The sequence below is a fragment of the Streptomyces sp. NPDC053432 genome (assembly GCF_055585365.1).
On sequence record NZ_JBVJKF010000004.1, the window covers coordinates 418,141 to 433,312 of the forward strand.

General features: G+C 74.4%; 10 protein-coding genes, 2 tRNA genes and 1 pseudogene. 8 read left to right on the plus strand and 5 right to left on the minus strand.

All coding sequences use genetic code 11. The features are described 5' to 3' along the window. From ACZ6Y1_RS10300 to ACZ6Y1_RS10310, 3 genes and pseudogenes are all read left to right on the plus strand, one after another. Nucleotides 1-364: pseudogene (locus ACZ6Y1_RS10300) on the plus strand (DEAD/DEAH box helicase); the annotation flags it as partial. Between the two features lie 141 nt (nt 365-505). Continuing rightward, a tRNA-Lys gene (locus ACZ6Y1_RS10305) sits at nt 506-578 on the plus strand. Nucleotides 579-797: 219 nt separating this feature from the next. Then, a complete protein-coding gene (locus tag ACZ6Y1_RS10310; protein WP_469625679.1) occupies nt 798-2,063 on the plus strand; it encodes a hypothetical protein in 1,266 nt (421 codons plus the stop codon). 10 nt (nt 2,064-2,073) lie between these two features. Here ACZ6Y1_RS10310 and ACZ6Y1_RS10315 read toward each other — a convergent pair whose 3' ends face one another. Further along, nucleotides 2,074-2,925, minus strand: coding sequence for a YhjD/YihY/BrkB family envelope integrity protein (locus tag ACZ6Y1_RS10315; protein WP_469625682.1), 852 nt, complete (start codon nt 2,923-2,925; stop codon nt 2,074-2,076). 150 nt (nt 2,926-3,075) lie between these two features. Here ACZ6Y1_RS10315 and ACZ6Y1_RS10320 point away from each other — a divergent pair. From ACZ6Y1_RS10320 to ACZ6Y1_RS10330, 3 genes are all read left to right on the plus strand, one after another. Then, nucleotides 3,076-3,149, plus strand: a tRNA-Met gene (locus ACZ6Y1_RS10320). 47 nt (nt 3,150-3,196) lie between these two features. Then, entirely contained in the window at nt 3,197-4,459 is a 1,263-nt protein-coding gene (locus ACZ6Y1_RS10325; RefSeq protein WP_469625684.1) for a PP2C family protein-serine/threonine phosphatase, read from the plus strand. A gap of 327 nt (nt 4,460-4,786) precedes the next feature. Next, nucleotides 4,787-5,839, plus strand: coding sequence for a M23 family metallopeptidase (locus tag ACZ6Y1_RS10330; protein ID WP_469625686.1), 1,053 nt, complete (start codon nt 4,787-4,789; stop codon nt 5,837-5,839). Here ACZ6Y1_RS10330 and ACZ6Y1_RS10335 read toward each other — a convergent pair. The 4 genes from ACZ6Y1_RS10335 to ACZ6Y1_RS10350 form a co-directional block, all read right to left on the minus strand. Further along, nucleotides 5,748-7,124 (minus strand): PrsW family intramembrane metalloprotease, encoded by a 1,377-nt coding sequence (locus tag ACZ6Y1_RS10335; protein ID WP_469625688.1) that lies wholly within the window; start codon nt 7,122-7,124, stop codon nt 5,748-5,750. The genes ACZ6Y1_RS10330 and ACZ6Y1_RS10335 overlap by 92 nt on opposite strands. A 43-nt stretch (nt 7,125-7,167) precedes the next feature. Further along, nucleotides 7,168-8,001, minus strand: a complete 834-nt coding sequence (trmB, locus tag ACZ6Y1_RS10340; RefSeq protein WP_469625690.1) for a tRNA (guanosine(46)-N7)-methyltransferase TrmB — start codon at nt 7,999-8,001, stop codon at nt 7,168-7,170. Between the two features lie 517 nt (nt 8,002-8,518). After that, nucleotides 8,519-9,751 (minus strand): L-2-hydroxyglutarate oxidase, encoded by a 1,233-nt coding sequence (gene lhgO, locus ACZ6Y1_RS10345; RefSeq protein WP_469625692.1) that lies wholly within the window; start codon nt 9,749-9,751, stop codon nt 8,519-8,521. A 41-nt stretch (nt 9,752-9,792) separates the two neighbouring features. After that, nucleotides 9,793-11,400 (minus strand): sporulation protein, encoded by a 1,608-nt coding sequence (locus ACZ6Y1_RS10350; protein ID WP_469625694.1) that lies wholly within the window; start codon nt 11,398-11,400, stop codon nt 9,793-9,795. Nucleotides 11,401-12,048: 648 nt separating this feature from the next. Between ACZ6Y1_RS10350 and ACZ6Y1_RS10355 the strand changes: the two genes are divergently transcribed. Continuing rightward, nucleotides 12,049-14,412 carry an asparagine synthase-related protein gene (locus ACZ6Y1_RS10355; RefSeq protein ID WP_469625697.1) on the plus strand — a complete coding sequence of 788 codons (2,364 nt, stop codon included), beginning with the start codon at nt 12,049-12,051 and terminating at the stop codon, nt 14,410-14,412. 80 nt (nt 14,413-14,492) lie between these two features. Continuing rightward, complete coding sequence (locus ACZ6Y1_RS10360) at nt 14,493-14,993, plus strand: MarR family winged helix-turn-helix transcriptional regulator (protein ID WP_469625699.1); 501 nt, start codon at nt 14,493-14,495, stop codon at nt 14,991-14,993. Nucleotides 14,994-15,172 lie beyond the last annotated feature (179 nt).

Below are 15,172 nucleotides of genomic sequence, written 5' to 3' on the forward strand. Positions count from 1 at the left end.
CCGTGGCGGCTTCCGCCGTGACGACCGTCCGTCCTCGGGTGGTTTCCGTCGTGACGACCGCCCGTCGGGTGGCTTCAACCGTGACGACCGCGGTGGCGACCGTGGCGGCTTCCGCCGCGACGACCGCCCCTCCTCCGGCGGTTACAACCGCGACGACCGCCAGTCCTCGGGCGGCTTCCGCTCCGGTGGCGGCGACCGCCCCTTCAACCGCGACCGTCGTGACGACCGTCCGTCCGGTGGCTTCCGCTCCGGCGGCGCCGGCGACCGCCCGTACGGCCGCCGCGACGACCACCGTCCGTCCGGCTCCACCGGTTCCTTCGGCGGCCGTCGCGACGACAAGCCGCGCTGGAAGCGCAACGGCTGACGACCGGTCCTGAACTGACCGTCCGACAGGGCCCCCACGACTCCGGTCGTGGGGGCCCTGTCGCGTGCCGACAGGCCGGTCATCCGATACCCGATCGGCTGACGGGCGCTCTGCGGCTATGCTCTGGGGTGAGCACACGGAGGGCCATTAGCTCAATTGGCAGAGCAGCGGACTTTTAATCCGTTGGTTGTCGGTTCGAGTCCGACATGGCCTACCGCTCCCGGGCCGGGGCCACGCCTCCGACCCGGTGCTGAGCGCCCCTTCCGGTTCCGGCCGGGCGGGGCGCTCCGTCGTTCCCGGGCCGGCGCCGCCGGCGGCCGTGGGGGAGCCGACGGTGCGTCATCCTTTTCGCCCTCCGGAGATGCGCATCCGGTCGTGGCACCCGTCCAATGGGCGGAGGTGGTTGTTCGCCTCAGTCGTCCCCGGGAGCGCCATGAACCAGCCGTCCCAGCCGCCGAGCACCTCGCACGGCCGGCGGATCGCCGCGAGTGTCGCCTCGGCCGTCCTGATCACCCTCACCTGCCTGCTCGTCCCGGTGTCCCTCCTCACGGTCTGGGTGCACGACATCGTGCTGGACACCGACCGGTACGTGTCCACGGTCGCCCCGCTGGCCTCCGACCCGGCGATCGAGCAAGCCGCCGCGCACCGCATCACGGAGGCGGCCGACGTACGGGTCGACGGCGCGCAGGTCACGGCCGACCTGGCGAAGTGGCTGGAGTCGCAGGGGCTGCCGCCGCGCGTCGGCAACGCGGTCAAGGCGCTCGGCCCGCAGCTGGACTCGGCGGCCGACTCGGCCGTGAACAAGATCGCCACCCGTTTCGTGGAGAGCGACCGCTTCGAGACGATCTGGACGAAGGCCAACCGGGCCGCGCACAACGCGGTCGTGCACGCGCTCACCGGCCAGGGCCGCGGCGCGGTCGAGGTCGAGGGCGGCACCGTGACGCTCGACGTCGGCGAGGCCGTGGACCGGGTCAAGGAGGAGCTCGTGAAGGCCGGCATCTCCCCGGCCGAGAAGATCCCCGAAGTCAACAAGCAGATGGTGCTGTTCCAGTCGGACAAGCTGGCGAAGATCCGGAACGCGGTCCACCTCCTGGACGTCCTCGGCAACTGGCTGCCCGTCATCACGGTGATCCTCGGGGCGGCCGGCGTCCTGCTCGCCCGGCGCCGCCGCCGGGCGCTGGTGACCACGGCCCTGTGCGCGGCGGCGGCCTGCCTGATCGTGGCGATCGCCCTGGTCGTCGCCCGGCGCTACTACCTCGACCACCTCCCGGCGGAAGTCCAGTCCCCGGCCGCGGCGGCGTCCGTCTTCGACACCCTGGTGCGGTTCCTGCGGGTGAGCCTGCGCACCGCGATGGTCCTGGGGGTCGTGGTGGCCCTCGGCGCCTACCTGTCCGGTGCGGGCCGGCTGCCGCGCGGCGTGCGGGGCCGGGCGGAACTCGCCGCCGACTCGTTCGCCGGCTGGGGCGCCGCCCACGGGGTGCACACGGGGAAGGTCGGCCGGTGGGTGGAGACCCGGCGGCGCGCGCTCACCGTGGGCGTACTGGTGGTGCTGGCACTCGTGTTCGCGCTGTGGAACCACCCGACGGTGCTCACGGTGCTGCTGCTGGTGCTCATCCTGCTCGTCCTGCTGGCCGTTCTGGCACTGCTGGCGGCCGGCGGCCGCAGCCAGGCCCGTCCCGGCCCTCCCGAGGGCCCGTAGCGGTCCACGGTCACGGCGGCGGCGGGGGGAGGGGGGTGCGGAGCCGGCGGGCGAGGAAGGGCTCGTGCGCCACCACGTACCCGACGGCGATGGACACCGTCATGACGACGAACAGCACGATGAGCCAGGACAGCAGGACGAACACCGAGCCGAGGCTGCCGTAGTGCTTCATGCTGTGGGCCACGGCGTGGGGGATGTAGATCTTCGAGACCGCGCTCACCGTCTGCTGCCCGACCCCGGCCAGCACCGCGCCGGGCAGCAGCGGCAGCCACGGGACGCGGGCGGCGAGCAGCAGGTGCTGAGTCCACCACCACAGCAGGATGCTCGTCGCGAGGGCCAGGAAGAAGCCGCCGAGCGGGCCGGTGCCGAAGGCGTCCTGGACCGGCCCTTGGAACAGGAGTGCGACCAGCCAGACGCTGACCCAGGCGACCCACCGCCAGGCCGCGAGCGTGGCCTTGGCCTTGGGCAGGTGCCAGCAGCGTTCGCAGGTCCGCTGCATGGCGCGGCTGCACGCGGTCGCCGACAGCACGGCGACGAAGACCCCGGCCAGGCCGGTGCTCGCCGTGGTCGCGGGATCGGCTTCGGAGAACAGGGACCGCACCTGGTCCACCGCGGCGTCCTGCAGGCCCAGTGTCGTGCGGAGGGACGAGATCAGCTGCTGCTGGAGCCAGTCCGGCGCGAGGGTGCCGATGACGAACAGTGCGGGCAGTGCCCCGAGGAAGGCCTGGGCTGCCAGCCGGGTCGCGCAGTCCAGCACCTTCACGTCGGCGAGCTGCTCGATGATCCGGTACAGGAGCGGGGTGTGCCTGCGCATCCAGCCGGGGAGCCGGAACCTGTGCGGCCCGGCTTTCGGTACAGGCACGTTGGCACTCCTCGCTCCCGGCGGCTGGGACAACCTTGCACGAGATCGGCCACGGAATTCGGCATATCGGGCATTCGGTACTTCTGTGGGTCGTGGGCCGGTTAATTGGCGCAGGGCACTCCCCGGATGGCGTACAGTTGTGTTTACCGACGCGGGGTGGAGCAGCTCGGTAGCTCGCTGGGCTCATAACCCAGAGGTCGCAGGTTCAAATCCTGTCCCCGCTACTCAGTACGAAGGCCCGGTTCCCTGATGGGAACCGGGCCTTCGTCGTATGCGGCTTCACCCGTACGGTCGCCGTCAGGTCGCCGTACCACGCCCTGTCGCGCCAGCCTTGAGGGGGCGAGGGACCTGGCGGCGGGAGAACGGCGTGGTGGGGCTGGGCCGGCAGGGCGACAGCGGTGACCGCGCGGGCGGAGCCGGGAGCGCGGCGGTGACGCGGCTCCTGAGGGTGCTGCCGTTCGCGCTGATCGCGCTCGGTCTCGCCTTCGACTTCACGACGCCGCCCAGATTCACCGGATCCCCCTTCTTCTCGGCTGCCCCGCTGGTCGCCGCTCCCCTCCTCAGCTTCCTGGGCACGCTCCTGACGGGGTTGCTGGCCTCGCTCACGGTGTTCCTGCTGCACCTCCACCAAGGCACGTACTGGGAGGCGACGGCGCTCACCGAGCTGGCCACCGTCGCCACCGTGGCCGCGCTGGCGCTGCTGATCAACCGGGTCGTGCGGCGCAGCGGCGAACGGCTCGCGTCCGCGCGCGAGATCGCCGAGGCCGCGCAGCGGGCGGTGCTGCCGACGCCCGCCGAGCGCGTCGCCGGGCTGTACGTCTCCGCGCGCTACGAGGCGGCCCGAGCCGACGCCTTCATCGGCGGGGACCTGTACGCCGTCCAGGACACCCCGTACGGAGTGCGCCTGGCGGTGGGCGACGTACGGGGCAAGGGGCTCGGCGCGGTGGAGGCCGTGGCCGTGGTCCTCGGCGCGTTCCGGGAGGCGGCGGAGACCGAGCCGACGCTGGAGGCGGTGGCCCAGCGGCTGGAGCGGGCGCTGGAACGGGAGAGTGCCCGCCGGGACAGCCTGGATGCGGTGGAGGGGTTCACCACCTGCGTGCTCGGCGAGATCCCGACGGACGCGGGGCTGTTGCGGCTGCTCAACCGGGGGCACCCCGAGCCGCTGCTGCTCCACGCGGACGGCGAGCCGCTGGTGCTCGCCCCGGCGGAACCCGCCCTGCCGCTCGGCATGGGGGAGCTGGGCGGCCGGCCGGTCGCCGCTCAGGAGTGGGCCTTCCCGGCGGGGGCCACCCTGCTCCTCTTCACGGACGGGCTGACGGAGGCGCGGAACGCGGCGGGCGACTTTTACGATCCGGCGGCCCGGCTGCGCGGACGGGTGTTCGCGGGGCCGGCGGAACTGCTCCGCGCGCTCAGCAGCGACGTGCGCCGGCACACGGGCGGCGGGGCGATGGACGACATGGCGCTGCTCGCGGTGAGCCGGCCGGGGCAGGGGCAGCCGAAGCGGCGCAGGACCGTACGGGTGCTGCGGCCGTGAGGGCGACATCCGCGACCCGAGAACGCCGTTCGTGACGCTGTGTAGATGGAGTGGCGCTCTCAGCAAGGAAAATGACGTGTCGTCACATGTCGAATATGGCGGAAGGGGTGTGGTAAACCTCGGAATATTGCCCGGATTGACACCCATCTAGACCGAAAAGCCTTGGCCAAAGACAGTCGTTGAGTGGCTGATTGGTAGGAACGATCAATCGCAACAGCTTGGAATCACTCCCCTGCGTCTATTACCGTTCGATAACGCAGCGCGGTCGTCCCAGCCGTCGCAAGAGACGGCGCCGTGCGCGTGCGTGTCAATGAGGAGTGTGCCCCGGTGGCCTCCAACTTGCCTGCCCCTGAAGGCACCGAGATCCAGGAACCGCCCACCGCGGGCGCCTGGGGCGAGTGGAACCCCACCGAGGACTCGGTCCGTCCGGTACGGGGCAAGCACCGGGTCGCCCGCCAGCGCGGGGGACTCGCGCGGAGCTCCACCGTGCTGGGCGTCGGCGTCATCGCGGCCGTCGGGGCGGGCGGCATAGCCACCGCGCAGGACAGGCCCCAGGTCGCCATATCCATGCCGTCGATGCCGGACCTGCCGGACCTCCCCACGGTGGACCAGGTGCTGGACGGCGACTTCTCCGGCGGCCACGGCCCGGCCGGCGACGCCGGGCACGCGGGAGGGCAGGCCGGGAAGACCGGGATCATCCCCCAGCAGGCCGGCCGGGGCGCGGACGCCGGCGAGGTGCTGCTCAACCGCATCCTCCAGCAGGCCGAGTCCCAGCAGGACGCCGCCGGGGCCAAGGCGCTCGCGGAGACCGCCCAGGCCGCGCAGACCGCCGCCGCGCAAGAGGCCAAGGCCGAACTGGAGGCCGCGCAGAAGGCCGCCGACGACGCGAAGGCGGCCGCCGAGGCGAAGGCGGCGGCCGAGGCCAAGGCAGCCGAGGAAGCCGCCGCGGCCAAGGCCGAGCAGGACCGTCTCGCCCAGCTCGCAGGCAGCTACTCGCTGCCGACCTCCGCCTACACCCTCACCTCGCACTACGGCGTGGCCGGCTCCATGTGGTCCTCCGGCTACCACACGGGCCTCGACTTCGCCGCTCCCACGGGGACCCCGGTCAAGGCCGTGGCGGCCGGGAAGATCACCTCGGCCGGCTGGTCCGGGGCGTACGGCTACCGGATCGTGCTGGAGCTGGAGGACGGCACCGAGGTCTGGTACTGCCACCTCTCCTCGATGTCGGTGACCTCCGGCTCGGTCGGAGCCGGGGACACCATCGGCCGCGTCGGCGCCACCGGCAACGTCACCGGGCCCCATCTGCACCTGGAAGTGCGCAAGGGCGGTTCGACGGTGGACCCGCTTGCGTGGCTGACCTCCAAGGGCCTGAACGTCTGAGGCTCGGGGCGGCGTCCGGGGTCGGGGCTGCCCGTCGGGGGGCGGGTACACCGGCGTCCGGGGCCGTGGCGGCCCTGGGAGCCGGCAGCGGGCCGGACCTCGGCGGAACCAGCTCTTCCAGAACTGCCGCCCGGGCCAGCGCGGGCGCCGCCGCCGCCCGTCGCAGCCACAGCAGGCCCAGCAACTCCCGCTCCCTCCCCGCGAAGTCCGGCTCCCCCGCCGGGCCGCCACGGCGCGCCCGGTCCCGCAGCAGGGCCAGTGCCGTCGCGGTCTCCTCGTACCGGGCGACGGCCCGGCCGGCCGCCCGCCCCCCGCTGCGCCGGGCCAGGGCACGGGCCAGCGATCTGGCCGGCATCGAGGCCAGCGCCGGGACTTCGGCCGGCGTGAGCCAGCCCGCCGCCGCGTACTCGGCGAGCTCGCGGGCGACGGCGCGCAGCCTGCGCCGCCTTATCCACACCGCCAGCCACACCAGCAGCCCGAACACCGGGACCATCACGCAGCCGTAGACCGTGTAGAACCCGTACTCACCGAACCGGGAGGAGCTGTTCCACAGCGCGTGCGCGCACATGGCCGCGCCGAGGCCGAGCAGCGGCAGGGCGTACCGGCGGGAGCGGCTGGCACCGAGCGCGGCTGCCCCGAAACCGAGCCCGGTGAGCACCGTGAACATCGGGTGCGCGAACGGCGACAGCACGACCCGTACGAAGAAGGTGGCCGCGGTCACCGAGTCCAGTACCCCGGTGCCTTGGGCCAGGTCCTCGCCGAAGGCGTTGCCGAGATAGAGGATGTTCTCGGTGAAGGCGAAGCCGGTGGCGGTGAATCCGGCGACGACGAAACCGTCAGCCGGGCCGTTGAACTGCCGTCTTCGGAAGACGAAGACGAGGAGCAGGGCCGCCGCCTTGGCGCTCTCCTCCACGACCGGGGCGATCGCCACCGAGCCGAGGGTGTCGGCGCGGGCGGGGTCGGCCGTGGCCCCGGCTATCCACTCGGTGGCGAAACTGTTGGCCAGTATCGCGATCAGCGCCGCGGTACAGGCGCCCCAGCCGGAGCAGAAGAGCAACTGGGGCCAGGGCGCGGGCGCGGCCCGGCCGAGCCACCGGAAGGCCGCCATGAGCGGCGCGACGGGCAGCAGGGCCAGACCGAGGCCGACGAGGAATCCGGGGGTGCCGGTCTGCTCACGGACGAGTTCGAGGATCGCGACGCCCGTGGTGGCGAGCAGAACGACGAGCACGCACGTGCGGACCGTGCCCGACGGGCGTGCGAGCACAGCGGAGAGCGCTCGGAACACATGATGACCCTACAGAGCGGGTCTGACACGGGGAGTGACGTTGTCAGTTCTTGGCGCTCTTGGCGTTCTCTGTGCGACGGAAGAGCAAGTCGTGTACGACATGGCCCTTGTCGAGTCCCTGGCCCTCGAACCGGGTGAGCGGCCGGAAGTCGGGGCGCGGCGCATAGCCGCCGTCCGCCTGGGTGTTCTCGAAGTCCGGGTGCGCGGTGAGCACTTCGAGCATCTGCTCGGCGTACGGCTCCCAGTCGGTCGCGCAGTGCAGCACGGCCCCGGGGGCGAGCCGGGTGGCGGCCAGCGTGAGGAAGTCGGGCTGGATCAGGCGGCGCTTGTGGTGGCGGGCCTTGGGCCAGGGGTCCGGGAAGTAGACGCGCATCCCGGCCAGCGAGTCCGGCGGCAGCATCTCGCGGAGCAGGATGATCGCGTCGCCGTTGGCGACCCGGACGTTGGTCATCCCGCCCCGCTCGGCGAGGGCGAGCAGATTGCCCTGGCCCGGGGTGTGCACGTCGGCGGCGAGGATGCCGGTGCCGGGGTCGGCGGCGGCCATCTGGGCGGTGGCCTCGCCCATGCCGAAGCCGATCTCCAGGACCACGGGCAGGCCGTCGAAGAGCTTCTCGAGATCGATGACCGAGTGGCCGTCGATGTCCAGTCCCCAGGTGCCCCACAGCCGCTTCAGGGCTTCGCCCTGGCCGGTGGTGACCCGGCTGCGCCGGGGCTGGAAGCTCCGGATCCGCCGCTCGTGGTGCGAGCCGGCCGGGTCCGGGGAGGGCCCGTCGGGGAACCGGGGCTCGGTCCGCCACTTGGGGGGCACGTACGAGGACGCCTCCGGCGCGGTGTCGTCCGGGAGGCTGGGCGGCGTGGGGTTCAGGGACTCAGACACAATGCCGAGATTCTACGACGGGGGGCGTACCCCGGCCGCTCGCCCGGACGGGGGCACCACCGCCGGGGCCTCCGCCCCGGGCCCGCCGGCAGGACGCGGCGCCACTGCCGGGGCCCCCGCCGGACGGGGGCACCACCGCCGGGGCCTCCGCCCCGGGCCCGCCGGCAGGACGTGGCGCCAGTGTCGGGCCTCCGGCAGGACGGGGCGCCGCTGTCGGGGCCTCCGCTCCCGGATCCCCGGCGGGACCGGGGCGCCACTGTCGGGGCTTCAGCCCCGGGCCCGCCGGCAGGACGTGGCGCCAGTGTCGGGCCCCCGGCCGGACGGGGGCGCCGCTGTCGGGGCTTCCGCCGCCGGACCCCGCGCCTCAGACGTCGGCGGGGCCGGCTGTCCCCCCCCGGCTGCCTGCTCGGACCGGCCGACGGTGGCGCGTACGGCAGGAGCCGAATGCAGCCCCTCCGGCGTTTGAGGAGCGGGGTCCGGGGCGGAGCCCCGGGTCTTGCCCCGCACTCAGCCGGGCTCAGCCGGCCCGCAGCAACCGCAGGGCCCGCGCGGCGATCTCGCGGCCGATCGGGAGCGAGGCCGTCGCGGCCGGCGACGGCGCGTTCAGCACGTGCACCGTCCGCGGCGCCTCCCGGATGAGGAAGTCGTCCACCAGCGTCCCGTCCCGCAGCACGGCCTGCGCCCGCACCCCCGCCGAAGCCGGCCGCAGGTCCTCCGCCGAGACGGCCGGCAGCAGCCTGCGCACCGCCCGCGTGAAGGCCTGCTTCGACAGCGAGCGGTGTATCTCGCCCGCCCCGTACCGCCAGTGCCGCGCGGCCATCCGCCAGGACCCCGGCCACGCCAGCTCCGTGGCCACGTCCCGCGGCCGGATCACGGACCAGCCGTACCCCTCCCGGGCCAGCGCGGGCACCGCGTTCGGGCCGACGTGGACGCCGCCGCCGATGCCCCGCGTCAGGTGCACCCCGAGGAAGGGGAACGCCGGATCGGGCACCGGGTAGACCAGCCCGCGGACCAGTTCCGGGCGGGCCAGGTCGTAGTACTCGCCCCGGAACGGCACGATCCGCATCCCGGGGTCGTCCCCGGCCAGCCGCGCGACCCGGTCGCACTGCAGGCCCGCGCAGTTCACCAGGACCCGTGCGCGCACGACGAGCCCGGAGGTGGTGCGGACCGCCACACCGGAGGGCCGGCGCGAGATCAGGTCCACCGCGCCGCCGTAGACGATCTCCGCTCCGGAGGATTCGGCCAGCTGCCCGCTCACCCGCCCGTAGTCCACGATCCCGGTGCTGCCGACGTGGATCGCGGCCAGGCCCCGCACCTCGGGTTCGTACTCCGAGATCTGCGCCGGGCCGAGCTCGCGCACCGGAATGCCGTTCTCCCGGCCGCGCTGGACCAGGGCGTGCAGCCGCGGCAGCTCGTCCCGCCCGGTGGCGACGATCAGCTTGCCCGTCACCTCGTGCGCGATCCCGTGCTCCGTGCAGAACTTGACCATCTCGGCCGCACCGCTCACCGCGAAACGTGCCTTCAGCGACCCGGGCCGGTAGTAGATCCCGCTGTGGATCACCCCGCTGTTGCGGCCCGTTTGGTGCCGGGCCGGGCCCTCCTCCTTCTCCAGGACGACCACCCGCGTCCCCGGAGCCAGCCGCGACACGGCATACGCCGTCGACAGGCCGACGATCCCGCCGCCGATCACCAGCACATCGCAGTCCACGCCACCGCCCACGCCGACACCTCCCACCCCTGCATACTGCACCCCGCCACCGACAACGCGGCCACGAGGGCCCGCGCCCACCCCTACGCCGGGGCCACCAGCAGCGGCCGGGCCCGCTCGCGCAGCTCGGCCACACGCGGTTCGTCCCCGTACGGTTCCAGGCGGTGCAGCAGGTCGCGTACGTATTCGGTCGTCCGTGCCGAGGAGATCCTGCCCGCCACCTCCACGGCGCGGGTGCCCGCCGCGCACGCCGCGTCGAGGTTGCCCGACTCCAGCTCGGCGACCGCGCTCACCACCAGCCGCAGCCCGTGCGAGCGCACGAACTCCTCGGTGGGCCGGGACAGGGCCTGCTCGGTGAAGCGCCGCACCTGGCGGGGGAGCCGCAGGTCCCGGTAGCACTCCGCCGCGTCCGCCGCGAAGCGGTCGTACGAGTAGAAGCCGAGCCAGGTCGGATCGGGATCGCCGTCCCTCGACCGCTCCAGCCAGCCCTCGGACGCCCGCAGCGCGGCCCCGGCGGCCGAGGAGTCGCCCGCCTTCGCGTGCGCGCGCGCCTCCACGAGCCGGAAGAAGCTCATCGTGCGGGCGGTGGCCAGGCCCCGGTTGCGTTCGACGGCGGCCTGGGCGAGGTCCACGCCCTCCTCCGGGAAGTCCCGGTAGGTCGCCTGGAGGGACATGGAAGCCAGGACGTATCCGCCGAGCGGTACATCGGCGGCCGCGCGGGCGAGGCGCAGCGCCTGGATGTAGTAGCGCTGGGCCGCCTCCTGCTGGCCGGTGTCGAAGGCCATCCACCCGGCCAGCCGGGTCAGCTCGGCGGTCGCGCCGAACAGCGCGCGGCCCACCTCGTCGCTGTACGAACCGAGCAGCAGCGGCGCCGCGTCCACCCTCAGGCACTCGGGGACCATCGACGAACGCCAGTCCCCGCCGCCGTACTTGGAGTCCCAGCGGCGCGCGTCCTCGGCGGCCTCGCGCAGCTTGCTGACATCGCTGTGTCCCACGCGCTGGGCGTGGTCGCGCGGAGTTTCGGGCCCGGGCTGGGCGGGCACAACGGTGGACGGCGGTTCCGGTGCCGCCGGGCGTTCGGCCGCCGGAGCGGTCGCAGGCGCCACGGGTGCGGTCGTCGCGGGCGCGGGCGCGGCCGTCGTGGACGCGGTCGCGGTCGTGGCTGCGGGCGTCGCAGCTGCGGGCCCGGTCATGGCGTGGGGTGCCGTCGGGCCCGGTTCCCGTGCCACCGAGCCGTCCGCCGGCGATATCAGCCAGCGCGAGGCGGGCGTCGCGTACGCCGCCACGGAGAAGGAACCGGCGAGCGACTGCCAGATCCCGCCGCCGCCCCGCCGGCCGGCGAGGTCGAGCCGGTAGAGGTCCGTGGCCGAGCGGACCGCCGCCCCCACGTCGCGCGGGAAGGCCAGGCCCACCTCGGGTGCCGGGTCCGCGTCCGCCAGGCCGATCTCGTGCAGCGGCACCGGACGCCCCAGCTTCGCGCCGATGGCGGCCGCGATCAGGTGCGGGGCGGCGCCCTGCGGCACCATCCCCTTCGACACCCACCGCGCGACCGACGTCTTGTCGTACCGGAGGGTCAGGCCGCGCTGAGCGCCGAGGTCGTTGACCCGCCGGGCCAGCCCGGCGTTGCTGATGCCCGCGAGGGCGAGGACGGCGCCGAGCTTCTCATTGGGCTCGCGGAGCTCCCTGGACATGCGCCACCCCTCGTCACACGCGGAACGCACACAACGCTTACGCCGCCGGGGCATAGGCGCCCGGCATTTCGTAAACCCAGCGTAGTTCCCCGCCTCCCAAGCGTTAAGGCCTCTACTTCCGTATGGCGGGATTGTTGTCCGTTTGCACAGTCCGGCCGCCGCCCGTGCCAGGGGCGCACTCGGCCGGTGTGCTCCGCCCGTGTGGCCGTGCGCCCGCCCGTGCGCTCTGGCCGGTCCGGGGACCCGGCGATTCGATGTGCGGTGCGTGGGTCGGCCCGCTGCGCGAACCGGGCGGGTCCGGGGGTGCCGCTGCCTCAATCCCCGCGGGCGGCGGTCCGGTCCGGGGGGTGGATTCCGCCTCCCGCGACCGCGCGCGTGCTCCGCCGCGGGCGGGCGCCGACGGCCCGGGGTGGTACTCCGTACCGCTGAAGAATGGCTGAAACCGACCTATGGGACGGTGGGAACGGAACGTCAAAAACCGCGTGGCCGGGGCGTGTTCGTTTGCATGTGCGCCCCCCTTAGCCACTCTCGCACGCCTGTCCCGTGGCAGCATGGACCCCGAGCCACCCGGGGTCCCGCGGCCGCGCCCTCCGCGCCGACCGTGCTGCCCGTGCCCCGGTCATGTGCCCACAGGCTGGGGAGGCGGCGGTGCGCTGGTTGGTGGGTTGGAGCAGTATCGCCGCGAGCTTCGGCACGGCCGGACGGGTCTCGGGCGCGAACGGCCACGGAGGGCCGGGAGGCCTCGGCGGGCGCGCAGACTTCGACGGCCCCGGCGCGAGCCGGGGCGGCTACGGGCCGGGCGGCCACGGCCAGGCGGGCTACGGCCGAAGCGGATACGGCCAGAACGGTTACGGCCAAGGCGGCCACGGCCAGGACGGCCACGGCCAGGACGGCTACGGTCACGGCCACGCCGGCGCCCCGCTGCACGGCGGCATCGCCGATGCCGCCCACCCGGGCGACTCGGGCGCGGACGCCGACCGTACCGTCCACCCCGTCGGCGCCCAGCTGCTGTGGGGCGACCCCGACCCCCTCTGGGCCGTCGGCGACTGGCGCCCCGACGAGATCCGCACCCTCACCGCCGACCCGGCCGACCCCTTCACCCGGCTCGCCGTCCTCGGCTGCTGCGGCGCCACCGACGCCGAGCTGAAGCGCGCCCTCTACGCCGCCCGCGGCGGAGCGCTGCGCCACCTCACCCAGTGGCCCGGCAGCTACACCGCCGTCGTACAGGCCGGCCGCCGGATCACCGTCGTCGGCGACCTCGCGGGCGCGCGGCCCGTCTTCTACACGCCCTGGGCCGGCGGCACCGCGTACGCCACCGCCGCGCTCCCGCTCGCCGACCTCATCGAGGCACAGCTCGACATCGGCCACCTCGCCGCCCTGCTGGCCTGCCCCGACAGCCCCGAGGCACTGGGCGACGGCACCCCGTACGCCGGGGTCCGCCGCATCCCGCCCGGCCACGCGCTCATCCTGCGCGAGGGGTCCCGGGAGATCACCGGCTACGAACCCGTCGCCTCCCTCGCGGTGGCCGCGCCCGAGGCCGACGCAGAGCGCGCGGTGGAGGGCGTACGGGAAGCGTTGACGGCGGCGGTGCGCGCCCGGCTCACGGCGCCCAGGCATGCTCCCGACACGGTCCCGCCGTACGATCCCGGCCCCGTCCCCGGCATGGGACCCGCCGACCGGCGCGCCGCGCGCGGCGCCCCCGCGCCAGGGGTGGGCGCCGACCTCTCCGGCGGCAGCGCCTCCGCGACCCTCGCCCTGCTGGCCGCCGGACTCCCCGGCGCCCCGGGCACCCTGGCCAGCCCCGCCGGGGCGCGCCTCCTGGCCGTCACCTTCAACGACCTGGCCACCCCCCAGGGCCGCGAGGCCGAACTGGAACGGGCGCACGCCATCGCCGCCGACCCGCGCCTGCACCACGTCGTGGTGGCCGCCGCCGAAGAGGCCCTCCCGTACGCCGAACTCGACGGCCCGCTGACCGACGAACCGGGGCCCTCACTGGTCTTCGCGGCCCGCGAGCGGCGCCGTCTGGCCGCCGGCAGCGCCGACCACTTCACGGGCCACGGAGCCCGCCAGGTCCTCGACGCCCACCCGGCACGCCTGGCCGACCTCCTGATGGACCGCCGGCGCCGCCACCTGCTGCGCCCGGTCGCGGCCCTCGCCCGCTCGGCCTCCGCCTCCGGGGCCGCCGGCGAATCCCTCCTCGTGCCCCTGACCGTGTACTCGGCGGCGCGCAGACTTTCCCGTACGACCTACCGCGCGGGCATGGAAGCCGCTGCGGCCAGGCTCCGCGAGGGCGGGGTCACCGAGAGATCCTCCGGTCCGGTGGACGCCTCCCTCGCCGCCCTGACCTGGGCCCGCCCGGGGCCCGCGGCGGGCTGGCTCACGGGGGAGGCACGGGCGGAAGTATCGATCCGCCTGGCCGCCGCCGCCGGCCGGCCGCCCCTCTCGCTGCGCCCCGGGGAGGCCCGGGCGCGTTCCGTGCTGGCCCGGCACGCCGCCGACCACCGGGTGTTCGAGCAGGCCGTGGAGGTCCGCAGCCAGCGCCTGCACGCCCCGTTCCTCGACAACCAGGTCGTCCGGGCGGCCCGCGCCCTCCCCGAGTCGCTGCGCGTGCAGCCCGGGGCCAGGGCGGCGATCCTGCGCAGCGTGCTGTCCTCGGCGGGCGTGCGCGAACTCCCCCCGGGCTGGGGCGCCACCGCCCACACCCCGAACGAGACGGCGACCCGGCTCGGGCTGCGGGCCGCCCTCGCCTCCCTCATGGAGCTCTTCGCCTCCCCGCTGCTCGCGGACGCCGGGCTGATCGAGGCCCGCGTCGTACGCCAGGCCCTGCTCGACGCGGCGGAGGGGCGGCCCGTACCGCTGGACGGGCTCGCGGAACTCGTCTCGATGGAGCTGTGGCTGCGCCGGCTGCTGGCCCGGCGGGGCACGTGCTGGACGGGAACCTCCACGGCCCGCCGGCGGGCGGTGCCCGAGGGGGTACCGGTGCGGGCGGCGCACCGGCCGGCGCTGTCCTGACCCCTCGCGCGGTTATCTTCTTGCCGCGCGACGGTGAGCACCAAGGGTCGGAACGGACCGGAACGGAACGGATCGGGGACATGAGTGACGCGGTGGATGCGATCGTCGGGCAGTGGGCGGCGGAGAGCCCCGAACTGGCGGGGGAACTCTGGCCCATCGAGGTGGTGGCGCGGATCCAGCGTGTGAACCGGGTCGTCGAGAGGCAGCTCAAGGCCTTCGTGACCGAACACGATCTGGAACCGGGCGAACTGGACGTCCTGACCACCCTGCGGCGGTCGGGCCCGCCGTACGCGCTGACGGCGGGCACGCTCATCCCGGCGGCGATGGTCACCTCCGGGGCGATCAGCAACCGCATCGACCGGATGGAGGCGAAGGGGCTGGTCGAGCGGGTCCGCGACGGCAAGGACCGCCGCGCGGTCCGCATCCGCCTCACCGAGGCGGGCCACGCCCTGACGGAAACCCTGATGGCCGCCCACCTCCGCCACTTCGGGCAACTCCTGTCCCCCCTGGACCGAGCCACCTGCGCCACCCTGGCCGCCTCCCTCCGCACCCTCCTGGAAGCCCACGGCGACAAGCCCTGACCACGCCACCTCCACCGGCGTTCGAGTCGCGGGCCCGGGCGGGGCCTGATCCAGCCCCGCCGGCGTTTGAGGCGCGGGGTCTGGGGCGGAGCCCCAGAGAACGGTGGAAGGGCGGGTAGGGGACCAGCCCCGCGCAGCGGCACCCGGCACGGCCCGCCAGCATCGGCACCCCGGCCCGG